Below are 15,122 nucleotides of genomic sequence, written 5' to 3' on the forward strand. Positions count from 1 at the left end.
ATTGTTGTGACATTACGCGAGCTTTTTCTCAAAGAATAATTCATTATTTACGTATCCATATACAACGAGTTACATTCTATGAAAAAGCATTTGTCAGTTATTCTCACATTCGCCTTTGCGGTGATCTCATCTCCACTCTTAGCTCAGAGTAGCGATCCATTACCTTCTTGGAATGAAGGTTCGACAAAACAAGCTATCATCCAATTTGTTAGCGAAGTTACCGACTCAGATTCTGCTAATTTTGTTGCTCCAGCGGATCGCATTGCTACGTTTGATAACGATGGAACACTATGGTCCGAAAAGCCGATGTACTTCCAGATACTGTTTGCTCTGGACCAAATTAAAGCACAAGCTGCGGACCATCCAGAGTGGAAAACCACTACGCCTTACTCCCTCGTATTGAACGACCAGTTGGATAAATTGACGGCAGACGATCTCATAAAATTAGTGCTACAAACTCATACAGGTGTGATCAGTGATGAATTTACCGCTGTGGTTAAAAGCTGGATCAATACGGCAAAACACCCAGTAACAGGCGCGCCATACACCGACATGGTTTTCCAGCCGATGTTAGAGCTTTTAGATTTCTTGGAAGATAATGGATTCAAAAACTTTATCGTTTCCGGCGGAGGAAATGCTTTTATGCGCGCTTGGGCTTCCGATGTCTATAACATTCCGTCGGAGCGAATTATTGGGACCCAACTTGCAACTGAGTTTGTGAATGTGGACGGAAGCTATCAAGTTAAGCGAATGCCGGGCGTTGTGGTGAATAATGACAAAGTAGAAAAACCACTGCAGATTTATCAACACATCGGTAAGCGTCCAATTGCTTCATTTGGCAACTCGGATGGTGACCTGCAAATGCTGCAGTGGACCACCTCTGGTCCGGGACCGCGTCTTGCAATGTATGTTCACCATACTGATGAGAAACGAGAGTGGAAGTACGATCGTGAGTCCAGCGTAGGCAAACTCGATAAGGGTCTCGACGAAGCAAAAGAGAAAGGCTGGTTAGTTGCGGATATGAAAAATGATTGGGTACAAATATATCCGTCGAAATAGCTTGTGCTATCTCTGTATAAGAAAGGGGTTATCCATAGGGTAACCCCTTTCTTTTTTTTATCAGTATGAGTTTTAGTTAATCTACTGCGCTTTAGTTTTTATTTTGTGTTTTTGTTTATTTTGCTGTTTTTATTTTGCTTACACAGATTTTTCTTCTGTTGCTCTATTGGGTTTGCACCGTTCAAGAGCGCGTGATCACTGAGCGATCATTTAGAAGAGTATTTGTTTTTTATGTTTGGTTATGAGGATAACTTTTGGTTTGTGGTGAGGCTTCTTGTCTTGGCTATTATCTAGACAGTCAATGTCGAATGAGTCGCCATTAGTACAAGGAAGGGAAACCATGAGTAGCACACTATCAAGTTCACTGGAACCAGAATTGACCACCGTGGCTGGTCAAGCCGATAAGTCTTCTTCAGAACCTCGTAAAGCGATCTTTGCCATCTCACTTGGCAATGGATTAGAGATGTATGACTTTACGGTCTACAGCTTTTTTGCCGTCATTATTGGCGAGTTATTTTTTAACGTCGGTGGTGCAGCGGCCGGGTTATTGTTATCACTGGCTACGTTTGGTGTTGGGTTTGTTATGCGTCCACTCGGTGCGGTACTGATTGGTAACTATGCGGATAAACATGGACGTAAAGCCGCTCTGACCCTCACGATTGCTTTAATGACGATCGGTACTGGCATGATTGCACTGACGCCTACCTATGAAAGTATCGGTATAGCCGCAACCATTATTTTGGTGGTTGGACGCCTGTTACAGGGCTTGTCTGCTGGTGGTGAAATTGGCGCTGCGTCTGCGGCATTGATGGAGTCAAACAACTACAAGCGCCGTTGTTACATGGTGAGTTGGCAGCTCGCAAGCCAAGGTGCAGCCGCGCTGTTTGGTGCACTCGTTGCTTTTGCAGTAAATGGTCTGCTCACACCCGAGGATGTACATAGCTGGGGTTGGCGTATTCCATTTATCCTTGGTTTATTGATCGGTCCTGTAGGTTGGTACATCCGTCGTCATCTAAAAGAGTCACATCAGGCAGATTCCCACGCGAATGATACTCCATTTAAAACCGTTCTGCGTAAACAAGGCCGTACGATCTTAACTGGCATGTTAATGATTTGGGGTGGTACTGCATGTATGTATATTGAAGTGTTCTACATGCCAACTTACCTGATTAAAGAGTTGGGCTACGCGCCGACGACGGCTTTTGCGGTCTCAGTGATGGCGGGTTTTATGTTGATGATGCTGATGCCTTTATTTGGTAAATGGGCGGATCGTTTGCAAAGTCGTAAAACCTTGCCGCTGGTTGGTATGTTTGGTGCTTTTGTCTGTATTTATCCTGCGTTCGCGTTGCTTGGTGGTGAAGCCTCTCTACCTAAAGCATTACTGATCATCGGTGGTTTAATCACGTTATTTGCTCTGGCTAATGCCTCTCTACTTGTGCTGATTATGGAAGCCTTTACTCAGCAGTACCGCGCGAGTGGCATCTCAATGATTTATGGCTTTGGCGTGACCGTTTTCGGTGGCTTCACTCCACTGTTAGTCGCTACTTTGATCGAGTTTAGCGGCAATAAAATGGCCCCTGCGTTTTATCTGATGACTGCGATTGTGGTGAGCTCTTTGGCTATGTGGCGTTTCCCTGCGAAAGCGCCTCAATAATCCTCTCTGCTAAAAGAAACGAATTAATAAAAGGAATTGATGATGACATTACCTGAATTATCGCTACTCAAAAACGCCGATTTTGTTGCCAGTTGTGAGCCATTTATTCAGACTCGCCATGCCATTCATGCCCATCCAGAGCTGGGAGCAGAAGTTCCTAACACGGCTAAGCTGGTGGCGGAACTGTTAACAGAGTGGGGCTATGAAACTCATACTGGTATTGGCGGGTATGGTGTGGTCGGTGTGCTAAAGCAGGGCACTTCGCAACGCTGTATTGGTATCCGTGCAGATATGGATGCTCTGCCTATTCAGGAAGAAACAGGGTTACCTTACGCCAGTAAGATAGATGGACACATGCACGCTTGTGGTCATGATGGTCATACCGCAATCTTGCTGGCAGCTGCCCATTATATCGCGAAGCATGTTTCTTTTGACGGCACGATTAACCTCATCTTCCAGCCTGATGAAGAAGGGTTATCGGGAGCAAAAGCGATGATTGACGATGGTTTGTTTGATCGCTTCCCTTGTGATGCGGTTTTCGCTTTGCACAATATGCCGGGCAACGAGGTCGGGCAGGCAACCGTACGAAGTGGAGCATCGTTAGCATCATCAGATAAGGTGACTATTCGTCTCACAGGTAAAGGTGGTCATGCAGCAATGCCTCATCTATCAAATGATGTCACCATTGCCATTGGTCATATCATTCTTGGGTTGCAAAGTATTGTGTCGCGCAATATAAACCCAGCTGACCAAAGTATTATCAGTATTGGTCAGATTGAGGCAGGAAAAACAGCGAATGTGATTCCAAATGATGCGTTAATGAAGCTTTCAGTACGTAACTTCAGTGAAGCGAATCAGGATTTGATTGAGCAGCGAATTCGTGAGGTAGTGGCTGGACAGTGTCAGGCGTTTGGTATCCAGGGAGAAGTTGAATACCTACGTCAGGTGCCGTCAGTGTTCAATTCATCAGAGGAAACTCTTCGAGCTCGCAAAGTGGTCAAGGCTGTGCTTGGTGAAGACAATGTTGCTGGCGATGAAGCACCAGTTGTTCCGGGCAGTGAAGATTTTGCCTGGATGCTGAAAGAACGTCCGGGATGTTATTTCTTCCTCGCTAATGGGGTAGGCGACTGGCATGGCTGTTCTGTACACAACCCTGGCTATGATTTTAATGATCAGCTAGTTACGATTGGTGCGGCTTGTTGGGTTGAGCTGGTGAGTGAATACCTGAGCACCGAATAAGTGGTGTAGAATGGCTTTGATTAAGGACAATGAGGGTATATAACAGATGAAGTTACATCAAGTTAGAGCATTTCTGGCTGTGAGTCAGGCGGGGAGCCTGAAAGCAGCAGCAGAACAACTGCATCTGACGCAGCCCGCCCTAAGCAAAGCCATTAAAGAACTGGAACAGCAATATGGTGTTGCTCTATTCGAGCGTTCTGCTGGTGGGTTAACTCTCACGCCATATGGTGAGCGCTTGATGGGATACGCACGTTTAATGAACGAAACCGCCCGACGAGCCAAGCAAGAGATTGACACCATGCGCGGGGTTCCCAACGGCAGCGTGACTATAGGAGTGACACCCGTTGCTTCACTACTTAAATCATTGGCTTCCAGTTTGAACACGTTCATGCAGCGTTATCCTGAAGTTTCTCTGCGTATCGTAGAGTTGCGTCCTGCTCCTCTACTGACACATTTGCGTCAGGGAGAAGTGGATTTTGCTATCACATCGCAAATACCGGTGATTGATAGTGCGCTGGAGTGGCAAGCGGTTTGTCGTATCCCTAATGTCGTGGTGACCCGTAAGTCCCATCCGCTGTGTAATACTCGGTCGTTGAGGACATTACATCAGAGTGACTGGCTGACGCTGGACTCTCCCGATGATCCGAGTACCTATTTTTACCAGTTGTTTTCCGTTAATGGCCTACCATTGCCATCGCGTATTCGTGAATGTACTTCGATGACGTTAGCCCGTTCACTGATTCAAAACGCAGATTTTGCCGCCCTGTTTTCTACGGAATCGCTTGATTTGGATTACATCAAAAATGAATTTGCGGTAGTGCCACTGCTGGACAATATCCCAGATAGCGTCATTTCAGTCGTACGTCCGAAGAGGGATATTATGACGCAGAGCGCGACAGCACTGTTTGATGGCATTTTGCAGGATATGCGAGATATCTACCCCGACTTCTAGTCTGCCGGTTTCTGATGAAGAAAATAAAAGGGCCAGCGAATTGCTGGCCCTTGTTGTTGTGTAATGCTGTATTTATTTTTGTAAATTTATAGAGACGTTTCTTCTGCTGTTTTTTGTGTCGCTTCAACAGCGGCAGTGTGAGCAGATTTACCTGTCTTACGTTTGTATTTCTCTTCCCAGTAATCAGCACCTTTGATACCAAGCGCTACTGGGTTGAACGTGTATTCAGCCACGCCTTCTTTCTGTTGTCTTTCGTAATCGGTCAGCGCTTTAAGTGCTGGCTTAGACATGAAGAAGATAATCAGAATACCGACGATGTTTAACCATGCCATCAAGCCTACGCCTACGTCACCCATCGCCCATGCCAGGTTTGCGGTTTTCACTGTTCCGTAGAATACCGCTGACAGAAGGATTAGCTTCAGAACAAACATTAGACCATCCACTTTAAACGTGCGGCGAATGTAAGCGATGTTTGTTTCTGCGATGTAGTAGTACGCCAGAATCGTTGTAAATGCGAAGAAGAACAGAGCAACAGCAATAAATGATTTGCCCACGCCCGGAAGCGCACTTTCAATCGCCATCTGAGTAAATACAGGACCGTTAGCGCCAATATCTGCTGGTAGGTTTTGTACCAGGAAGGCACCTTCCACTGCACCGTGAACGTTGTAAGCACCAGTGATAAGAATCATGAATGCTGTTGCTGAACAAACAAGCAGTGTATCGATGTAGATAGAGAACGACTGAACAAGACCTTGTTGAGCTGGGTGCTCTACGCTTGCTGCTGCCGCTGCATGAGGACCAGTACCTTGACCAGCTTCGTTAGAGTAAACACCACGTTTTACACCCCAACCGATAGCTGCACCGATACCTGCCATTGGTGTGAACGCGTCACCAATGATCATACCGAAGATGCGTGGAACCTCACCGATGTTCAGAAGAATAATAACAAAGGCAGTAACGATGTAAGCCAGTGCCATAAACGGAACAACGATTTGAGTAAAGCTTGCAATACGTTTTACACCACCAAAGATGATGAAAGCAAGAATGACACAGACAACCGTACCAGTTAAAATTTTAGCAAAACTGATGGTACCGATAGCGGTTTCGATCATGTCACCAGTGCCGAATGCTGCTTCTACTGCGTTACCAATGCTGTTCGATTGAACGCCTGGAAGTAGAACACCACACGCAAAGATAGTCGAGATTGCGAAGACCCAAGCGTACCATTTTTGTCCCATTGCTTTTTCAATGTAGTAAGCAGGGCCACCACGGAATTCGCCTTCGTCTTCTTCTTTATAAATTTGAGCTAGTGTTGATTCTGCGTAAGCAGTTGCAGCACCGAAGAACGCAACTACCCACATCCAGAATACGGCACCCGGGCCACCAAAACCGATAGCGGCTGCAACACCGGCAATGTTACCTGTACCTACACGGCCAGATAGCGATACGGCAAGTGCCTGAAATGATGAAATCCCCTTTGTTGAACTCTTTCCTGATAGCAATAAACGCCACATTTCGAAGAAATGACGAACTTGAACGAAACGAGTCATGATTGAATAGAATAAACCAGCACCAAGGCACAAGTAGATAAGTACTGGGCTCCAGATAATTCCATTCAGAAAATCAACTAATGACTGCATGAGTATTTTCCCTGTTAGTTGTGTTTGCGGTTATTTTCCCAACAACACATTACCTTTTTTTGTAACGTAATTGTTAACCTTTTTAGCTTAAAATCCTTGATAGCGTGACGGTGAACACAGAATGATAGACTACCATTCATATCTGGTTACCATTGCTTATTCAATGTATTTCCTAGCTAAGATTCCTTGTTTGACTAAGTATGCAGTATATCTTTATTAAAATTTACTCAAAAATGCAAAAGTTAATTATGCTAACGTAAATGCATATTGTGGTTTAATAGGCTATTTATTAATCAGGCGTAACGGAATAAGTTAAGCTCTGATTGTTCAATAACCTTGGAGTTTTCTTTCGTCATTATGCTTGCTAAAAGCTGGCCTGAACCACATGCCATTGTCCAGCCTAATGTACCATGTCCGGTATTCGTAAACAGGTTCTCGTACGGCGTTGCTCCAATGATTGGCGTGCCATCTGGTGTCATCGGTCTGAAACCTGTCCAGAATTCAGCTTGGCTAAAGTCTCCGCTACGAGGGAATAGATCACGAATGACCATTTCAATCGTGTTCTTTCTTTTCTGTGGGATAGAGCCATCAAAACCAGCAAGTTCTGCAGTACCTGCAACACGAATTCTGTCGTCAAAACGTGTCATGGCGACTTTGTACGTCTCATCCATTACCGTAGAGCGAGGTGCGTATTGCTCGTTTTCGATTGGAACCGTCAGTGAATAACCTTTGACTGGGTAAACCGGAATATTCACATCTAGCTGTTTAAGCAACGCTGTTGAATAGCTTCCTGAAGCCACGACAAACTGGTCCGCTTTGAACAGGCCACGGTTCGTTTGGACACCTGTGATCTTTTTGCCTTCAGTAACCCAATTGCTCACTTCAGTATTGAATTCAAATCTAACACCATGTGCTTTTGCCAGCTCAGTAAGCTGTTGGCAGAACTGGAAGCAGTCACCCGTCTCATCATCTGGAAGGTACAAACCACCCACGATCTTCTCTTGCACTAGAGCAAGCCCAGGTTCTTGTTTAATGCACTGTTCAACGTCCATCAACTGGAAACGTGTGCCGCTTTGCTCAAGTAGTTTGAGGTCTTTTTCAATAGCTTTTAGCTGCTGCTCTGTACGGAATACTTGTAGAGTACCGAACTGGCGACCTTGGTATTCAATTGCATGGTCTTTACGTAGCTGCTCAAGACAAGCGCGGCTGTGATTCGCGATAGAAAGCATACGCGCTTTGTTAACTTGATAACGTGGCAAAGTGCAGTTAGCGACCATTTTTGATGCCCAGCTGATCATGTCCGAATTTAGCGTTGGCTTTATTTTCAGCGGAGCATGCTCTTCCATTAGCCATTTGATCGCTTTAAGCGGAATACCCGGCGCAGCCCAAGGCGAAGAGTAGCCATAAGAAATTTGCCCAGCGTTGGCAAAGCTGGTTTCCATAGCACTGCTTGCTTGACGGTCAATGACAGTTACTTGGTAACCTGCCTGAGATAAATACCAAGCCGATGTTAAACCGATAACGCCGCTGCCTAATACGATGACTTCCATTTTGCACTCCACACACAATAATTATTTGTCGCTAGTTTCTTTTGCTTACCTTTTGTTAACAATCGATATAAATTACATATAGAGTTTAGAAAAACTATAGGGTTGTGTATGAGAGGTAATCTAGTAAGCGGTTTGTGGTTATTTAGTCAAGTTGCTGAACATAGCAGTTTTACTGGTGCTGCAAAGTCTTTGCACCTGACGACGGGGGCAATTAGTCAACAAATTATTCACTTAGAAGAGACATTAGGTTTTAATCTATTTGAACGCCACTCTCGTGGTATCCGCTTAACGGCAAAGGGAGTTCAGTTGCAACAAGCGGCTCAGTTTCACTTTAATGAGCTGGGAAAACTGCTTGATGAGTTGAAAGTCGACAAGCAAAACAATGAAATTAAACTCAAACTGACGCCGTCGTTTGCCTTCAAATGGCTGGTGCCAAAGCTAGAGAGTTTCCATCTGGAACACCCAGATATCCAAGTGCAGATCTTTGCAGAAGTGGCATTGGTTAACAGCGATTTGAAAGATTACGACGTCGCTATCGATTACGGGTTACACCCTTACCGACATAAAGACGCTGAATTGCTGTTAGACGAACAGTTATTGCCAGTGATGAGCCCTAAATACCTTGAGGATCATGCATGGCTGAAAGCTACGTCAGATAAAAATAATACTTTAGCTTCAAGTGCTCAGTGGAAAGAGGCGACGTTATTGCATGATGCTCTGCCGTGGGACAAGGCGACCCGTGATTATGAGTGGCTTTATTGGGCTTCGGCAATGGGGCTCGATTTTAAAACCGATGTCGGACACTTTTTTAACCGTACTGACATGGCCATGTCTGCGGCTGAAGCGGGGGTGGGAATCGCAATGGCAAGGATGGCGCTAATCGAAGATGAATTGGACACTCGACGCTTGGTATCGCCTTTTGACCCAATACCTGCCAACGCCGGTTACTATTTGATCACCAATACCAAAAATGACTCGACAGAAAAGTTTCGTCATTGGCTACTACAGCAAGTGGCTACTGGGTAAGTGATTTTCTGCCGCCCATTACCATAACAGTGACAGGGTTAATGATATGCATTGTGACCAATAGCGAGGTTCTTTGAGCGAAAAATAGGCATGATAAATACCGCTATTTTTAGAGATAACGCACAAGGAAGAACATGAAAGACGAAACGCTATCGATCCATTTTGGTTATGAAACGGATCCTACCACTAAGTCCGTGGCGACCCCAATTTACCAGACCGTCGCTTATGAATTTGATAACGCTCAGCATGGTGCGGATCTTTTTAACCTGGAAGTACCTGGCAATATTTACACACGTATTATGAACCCAACCAATGATGTTCTGGAAAAGCGTATGGCCGCCTTGGAAGGTGGTATTGCAGGTTTGGTTGTGAGCGCAGGCAGTGCAGCGATTAACTATGCGATTCTGACCTTGGCACAGGCGGGCGATAACATCGTATCGACTCCACAACTTTACGGTGGCACTTACACCTTGTTCGCCCACATGTTGCCTAATCAGGGCATCCAAGTGAAGTTTGCCAAAGACGACAAACCGGAAAGCCTGGCTGAACTTATCGATGAAAATACCAAAGCTGTGTACTGCGAAAGCATTGGTAATCCTGCCGGTAACATCATTGATTTAGAGCATGTAGCCGATCTTGCTCACGCACAGGGTGTACCTGTGATAGTGGACAACACCGTTGCAACGCCGGTTCTGTGTAAGCCAATCGAATTTGGAGCCGATATTGTGGTGCACTCTCTGACCAAATATGTCGGTGGTCATGGTACGACATTAGGTGGAGTGATTGTCGATTCGGGTAGGTTCCCTTGGGCACTGCACAGCAACCGCTTCCCGGTGTTTAATCAACCTGAACCGTCCTATCATGGTGTGGTGTATACCGAAGCATTTGGTGATGCGGCCTTTATCGGTCGCGCGCGAACGGTACCACTGCGCAATACGGGGTCGGCGCTTTCTCCTATGAATGCATTTATGTTGATGCAGGGATTAGAAACCTTATCTTTACGTATGGAGCGCCACACCGAAAACGCGCTGAAAGTGGCGGAATATCTCAACCAGCATGAGAAAGTCAGTTGGGTCAGCTACGCAGGTTTGCCAGAATCAGAGCACCATGAACTAGCGCAGAAATATATGAAAGGCAAGCCTTCAGCGATTTTGTCGTTCGGGCTCAAAGACGGTTACGAAGCGGGCGTTCGTTTTTATGATGCACTAAAAATCTTTAAGCGCTTGGTCAATATCGGTGATGCCAAATCACTGGCTTGTCATCCGGCATCTACGACTCACCGCCAATTAAGCGAAGCAGAACAAAAGCAAGCCGGCGTGTCGCCAGAGATGATTCGCCTGTCAGTGGGTATTGAGCATATTGATGATATCTTGGCCGATTTAGAGCAGGCACTAAACGCCTAACATCGTACCTGAACAGAGCTTTTAGTCACCCATAGGCCAGCCTTTAATAAAGCTGGCCTTTTTTTGTTTTTATTTTTTATTTTCAATGAATTAATGGCTTTTGGTTTCCTGTATTCCAAAAGCTCATACCGGTCGAATTTTATTCCCTTGTGAGAATCTCGTTTGTTCAAGATGATGTGACGAGACGACATTCACTTGAAGGAACTCACATGTCTTATGTTTTTCATCGTCATTGTCACAATACGTTGCCAGTAATCGACCGCGGAGAAGGGGTGTACCTGTTTGATAAACAAGGTAAACAATATTTAGATGCGTGTGGCGGCGCTGCGGTATCGAACCTTGGTCACAGCCATCAAGCGGTTAAACAAGCGATGCTAGCGCAGATAGAGCGAGTTCCTTTTGCTCATACGGGCTTTTTTACCAGCGAAAGCGGAGAGCAGCTTGCTGAGTTAATTTGCCAGCACATGCCAGAACAATTCAACCATGTTTACCTTGTTAGTGGTGGTTCTGAAGCGGTGGAATCGGCGCTAAAAATGGCGCGCCAGTACTTTGTTGAATCCGGCAAGCCAGAGAAAAAATATTTCATTGCCCGCCAACAGAGTTACCACGGCAATACCCTCGGGGCATTGTCGGTAGGAGGGAATGAGTGGCGACGTGAACCGTTCAGGCCAATTCTTCACTCTGGCCAACATATTGCGCCTTGTTACGCTTACCGCTATCAGAAAGCGGATGAGTCAGAGCTGGAATATTCACTGCGCGCTGCGAACGAGTTAGAAGTCAAAATTCTTCAACTGGGCGCGGAAAATGTGATGGCGTTTATCGCTGAGCCAATCGTGGGGGCGACTGCCGGGGCGGTACCTGCAACCGACGGTTACTTCAAACGTATTCGAGAAATCTGCGACCAATATGATGTGCTTCTGATCATGGATGAAGTCATGTGTGGCGTTGGTCGTAGTGGTAGCTTCTTCGCTTTTGAACAAGAGCAAGCCGAGCCAGATTTAGTCTGCATGGCAAAAGGGTTAGGTGCGGGCTATCAACCAATTGGTGCTGTTGTGGCTAACGACAGAGTGTACCGGGCGATTGAATCGGGGAGTGGTTTTTTCCAGCACGGTCATACTTTTATGGCTCATCCCGTTGCTTGTGCAGCAGCGGTTGGGACGGTTAAAACGATCTTTGAGGAAGAGCTACTCACTGCCGTGAATCGACAAGGTACGTTATTGCGAAATGAGCTCAGCTTAGCGCTTTCTGAGTTGCCTTTTATCGGTGATATTCGAGGTAAAGGTCTATTCTTAGGGATTGAGCTGGTGGCGGATAAAGAGAGCAAAGCACCTTTAAACAAAGCCACGATGGCAGATAAGCGAATTAAACAGCGAGCGATGGAAAATGGCTTAATGTGCTATCCCATGGGCGGCACTATTGACGGCGTAAACGGACACCATATTTTGCTCGCTCCGGCTTTCATTTTTCAGCCAGCTCACGTCGATGAACTGATAGAAAAACTGACCCGCACGTTGAATGAGGTATCAAGTACATGGCAATAGATTCAGCACCTCATCGAGAGGCCGTCGCGATAATAGTGGCACCGAATGGCGCGAGAAAGACCAAGCAAGATCATGCCAGTTTGCCGATGACCACTGAGGAGTTGATTACTGAAGCGCGAGCCTGTCAGTCGGCAGGAGCTGCGATGATCCATTTGCATGCGCGTGATGGTCTCGGTAAACACTCTTTGGAGGTTGAGGATAATGAGCCGCTTTATCATGCCGTGAAAGAAGCGGTTGGTGAGAAAATGCTGGTTCAGTTAACCACAGAAGCGGTCGGTCAGTATTCCCCAAAGCAGCAGATAGCGTTGATTAAAGCGGTGCAGCCGGAAGCGGCTTCATTTGCATTAAGAGAGTTGTTTCCTGACAAGCAGAGTGAAAGAGAAGGCAGTGCCTTTTTCCACTGGGTTGCTGAGCAAAATATACTCAGCCAAATTATTCTCTACGATGAGGCGGATATTGAACGTTATTTTCACCTACGTAAATTGGGCGCGTTGCCTAATTTTAACCAACATGCGCTTGTTGTACTGGGTCGGTATCATAAACAGCAACAGTCTTCAGCGTGGGATTTACGAGGACTGAATTTAGAGCGATTTAAACAAGAGAGCATTCGCTGCGCCGTTTGTGCTTTTGGGGCAAAAGAATTGGATTGTTTGACGTCTGCGATGCTGCTTGGTCTCGATGTTCGGGTTGGTTTTGAGAATAACCATCTCGACGCTAATGGAAGATTGGCCGAGAGTAATGCGGCTCAAGTCAGCCTGCTCAGCGAACTAAGCCAACTCTTGAATATTCCTCTGGAAGATGCCTGTAGCTTGAGATCTTCTATCTGCAGTTAAGCAAAGATATTCTATCAGAATGAAAAAAGGCTCCTGTTGGAGCCTCTTCTGAATTTGTCGTTATTGTTCGGTTTGCGCTTCTGGCTGTCGAGCTTTGTGCTTCACAAATACTGCAGCAATAGCGGCAATGGCCAGTGCAAAACAGTAGTAAGAATTCGCTACCACTTCCAGCGGTGACAAATTAAATACTGAGCCTAGCAGCAGCACCTGCGCACCGTAAGGTAAGACACCTTGCACAACACACGAGAAAATATCCAACAAGCTTGCTGAGCGGCGAGGAGAGACATTGTTCTCTTCGGCTAACTGACGTGCAACGCTACCCGATACAATAATCGCCACCGTGTTGTTCGCGGTACAACCGTTAACCAGAGAAACTAGTCCGGCGATACCCAGTTCACTTGCACGGCTGTTTGCATGCTTAGAGTGGCTTGAACCAAAAGTCTTGATCATGCTGCTTACTAAGTTAGTCAAGAATGCAAGACCACCTTGGCGACGCATCAGTTCACTCAGGCCACCAATAAGCATCGACAACAGGAAGATCTCCTGCATATTGCCGAAGCCAGTGTAAACATCTTGCGCCATATTCGTCAGGCCATAACCATCGATAGAGATAAGGCCAACACCACCCGCCAGTAAAATGCCGATAGTCAGAACCACAAATACATTCAGGCCAGATACCGCTAACACCAAAATAGTGACGTATGGCAGCACTTTCAGCCACTCAATTGGTCCCGCTTCTGGTACTTGTGTTGCTGTGCTGTTGTAAGCAAAAATCGCAATCGCAACCAGTGCTGCTGGCAGGGCAATACGGATGTTCTCTCTGAACTTGTCTTTCATTTCACAGCCTTGAGAGCGCGTTGCTGCAATGGTGGTATCAGAAATGATCGACAAGTTGTCACCAAACATGGCGCCACTGAGTACGACACCTGCCGTTAATGGCAAGCTCATTCCCGCCGATTCCGCAATACCTAACGCAACCGGAGCCACTGCCGCAATGGTACCCATCGAAGTACCCATTGACGTCGCAATGAATGCCGAGATCAGGAACAGACCCGGCAAGATCATGCTGGTCGGAATCGCTGACAACCCCAGATTCACTGTTGCATCAACACCACCAGAGGCTTTAGCTACCGCCGCAAATGCGCCCGCAAGCAGGTAGATCATGCACATAGCAATGATGTCTTGGTGACCTACACCACGCATAAAGTGTTCGATAGAGCGATTGAGCTTATCTTTACTCAACAAAAAGGCGATGATGATCGCTGGCAACACAGCGATTGGCGCTGGTAGTTGGTAGAACGCAAATTCTACGCCTTGTAGCGATAGGTAGGTACCTACACCAATAAATAGAGCAAGAAAGACAAGAAGTGGAATGAGTGCGACCGCAGAAGGTGCAACTGCTTTAGTAGTGTGCTGAGAACCGGACATGTAAACGACAAATCTTAAAACGAGAAAGGCGTGAAGACTAATCTCACAGCCAAGAGAAGTCAACGTCTAGACGTCTAAATGGCTGGGTAAATGTGTGCTCAGAGAGAATAGAACATAAAGATTTGGAGTTTATCTTATTGATACTATTCGTTTTAATTATGAGTCTAATTATTCAGCAGTTTTTGATTTTTTTCGTTTAATAATCCAGAGTACCATCCATACAAATAAGGCGGCAGTTATTACCCAGACAAAGTACTTGTATTGAGTGTAAAGATGGCTGAGTGAACTCATGTGCTCAAACGCAAAGTGCGCAAGCAAGCTAAATACCATAACCCAAATGGTGGCTGCGAGGGCATTGCCAAGTAAGAACTCTTTACGGGGCATTTTGGCGATACCACAGGCCAACGGCATAAACTGCTTCATACCTTCAATAAATCGGCTGACGACCAGACAAGCAGGCCCGTATTTTAGTATCGCTCCTTGAAGTTTCTGCATTTTTGGTCCAGAGATATAGCCTTTTTCATCTAACCAGCCTTCAAAGTAGTAGCCAATTAAGTAACCACAGGTATTACCGATAAAGCAGCTCAGCCAGGATACCGCCATCACTAAAGTGAGGTTCATCACTTGTTCTGAAGAGAGAATCGAAGCCGCGACCATGAGAGACTGACCGGGCATAGGAATTCCGATACCTTCAAGGAAAATACTGACAGAAAGCGCTAAGTAACCATACTGCTCAAGCAGGGGCTTCATAGAGATGAGTAGTTCGTTAATCTGTTCCAAAAGCTTTCCCGTACTGT

12 protein-coding genes are annotated in these 15,122 nt (G+C 46.0%); 8 read left to right on the forward strand and 4 right to left on the reverse strand.

The window, feature by feature from the left end:
- The first annotated feature begins 78 nt into the window (after positions 1 to 78).
- From VER99_RS02925 to VER99_RS02940, 4 genes are all read left to right on the forward strand, one after another.
- Entirely contained in the window at positions 79 to 1,059 is a 981-nt protein-coding gene (locus tag VER99_RS02925; protein WP_020333654.1) for an HAD family hydrolase, read from the forward strand.
- Positions 1,060 to 1,399: 340 nt separating this feature from the next.
- Positions 1,400 to 2,713 carry an MFS transporter gene (locus tag VER99_RS02930; protein WP_020333655.1) on the forward strand — a complete coding sequence of 438 codons (1,314 nt, stop codon included), beginning with the start codon at positions 1,400 to 1,402 and terminating at the stop codon, positions 2,711 to 2,713.
- A gap of 39 nt (positions 2,714 to 2,752) precedes the next feature.
- Positions 2,753 to 3,952 (forward strand): M20 aminoacylase family protein, encoded by a 1,200-nt coding sequence (locus tag VER99_RS02935; RefSeq protein WP_231119375.1) that lies wholly within the window; start codon positions 2,753 to 2,755, stop codon positions 3,950 to 3,952.
- A 46-nt stretch (positions 3,953 to 3,998) separates the two neighbouring features.
- Positions 3,999 to 4,904, forward strand: coding sequence for a LysR family transcriptional regulator (locus VER99_RS02940; RefSeq protein WP_020333657.1), 906 nt, complete (start codon positions 3,999 to 4,001; stop codon positions 4,902 to 4,904).
- An 86-nt stretch (positions 4,905 to 4,990) separates the two neighbouring features.
- Here VER99_RS02940 and VER99_RS02945 read toward each other — a convergent pair whose 3' ends face one another.
- The gene (locus tag VER99_RS02945) at positions 4,991 to 6,544 is read right to left on the reverse strand and encodes an alanine/glycine:cation symporter family protein (RefSeq protein ID WP_020333658.1); all 1,554 of its coding nucleotides are present in this window, start codon (positions 6,542 to 6,544) and stop codon (positions 4,991 to 4,993) included.
- A 293-nt stretch (positions 6,545 to 6,837) separates the two neighbouring features.
- Positions 6,838 to 8,094 (reverse strand): D-amino acid dehydrogenase, encoded by a 1,257-nt coding sequence (locus VER99_RS02950; RefSeq protein ID WP_020333659.1) that lies wholly within the window; start codon positions 8,092 to 8,094, stop codon positions 6,838 to 6,840.
- Between the two features lie 108 nt (positions 8,095 to 8,202).
- Between VER99_RS02950 and VER99_RS02955 the strand changes: the two genes are divergently transcribed.
- From VER99_RS02955 to VER99_RS02970, 4 genes are all read left to right on the forward strand, one after another.
- Positions 8,203 to 9,120 (forward strand): LysR substrate-binding domain-containing protein, encoded by a 918-nt coding sequence (locus tag VER99_RS02955; RefSeq protein ID WP_020333660.1) that lies wholly within the window; start codon positions 8,203 to 8,205, stop codon positions 9,118 to 9,120.
- Positions 9,121 to 9,254: 134 nt separating this feature from the next.
- Positions 9,255 to 10,523, forward strand: a complete 1,269-nt coding sequence (locus tag VER99_RS02960; RefSeq protein WP_020333661.1) for an O-acetylhomoserine aminocarboxypropyltransferase/cysteine synthase family protein — start codon at positions 9,255 to 9,257, stop codon at positions 10,521 to 10,523.
- 209 nt (positions 10,524 to 10,732) lie between these two features.
- A complete protein-coding gene (locus tag VER99_RS02965; RefSeq protein ID WP_020333662.1) occupies positions 10,733 to 12,064 on the forward strand; it encodes an aspartate aminotransferase family protein in 1,332 nt (443 codons plus the stop codon).
- Positions 12,055 to 12,897, forward strand: coding sequence for a beta-keto acid cleavage family enzyme (locus tag VER99_RS02970; protein ID WP_020333663.1), 843 nt, complete (start codon positions 12,055 to 12,057; stop codon positions 12,895 to 12,897). The genes VER99_RS02965 and VER99_RS02970 overlap by 10 nt, the downstream gene beginning before the upstream one ends.
- Positions 12,898 to 12,957: 60 nt before the next feature.
- Here the strand turns inward: VER99_RS02970 and VER99_RS02975 are convergent, their stop codons facing one another.
- Together VER99_RS02975 and VER99_RS02980 are read right to left on the reverse strand one after the other, a co-directional pair.
- Entirely contained in the window at positions 12,958 to 14,325 is a 1,368-nt protein-coding gene (locus VER99_RS02975) for a Na+/H+ antiporter NhaC family protein (protein ID WP_020333664.1), read from the reverse strand.
- Positions 14,326 to 14,493: 168 nt separating this feature from the next.
- Entirely contained in the window at positions 14,494 to 15,081 is a 588-nt protein-coding gene (locus tag VER99_RS02980) for a DedA family protein (protein WP_031779197.1), read from the reverse strand.
- Positions 15,082 to 15,122: the final 41 nt, after the last annotated feature.

It is taken from the genome of Vibrio natriegens NBRC 15636 = ATCC 14048 = DSM 759 (genome assembly GCF_035621455.1).
Lineage (GTDB): Bacteria > Pseudomonadota > Gammaproteobacteria > Enterobacterales > Vibrionaceae > Vibrio > Vibrio natriegens.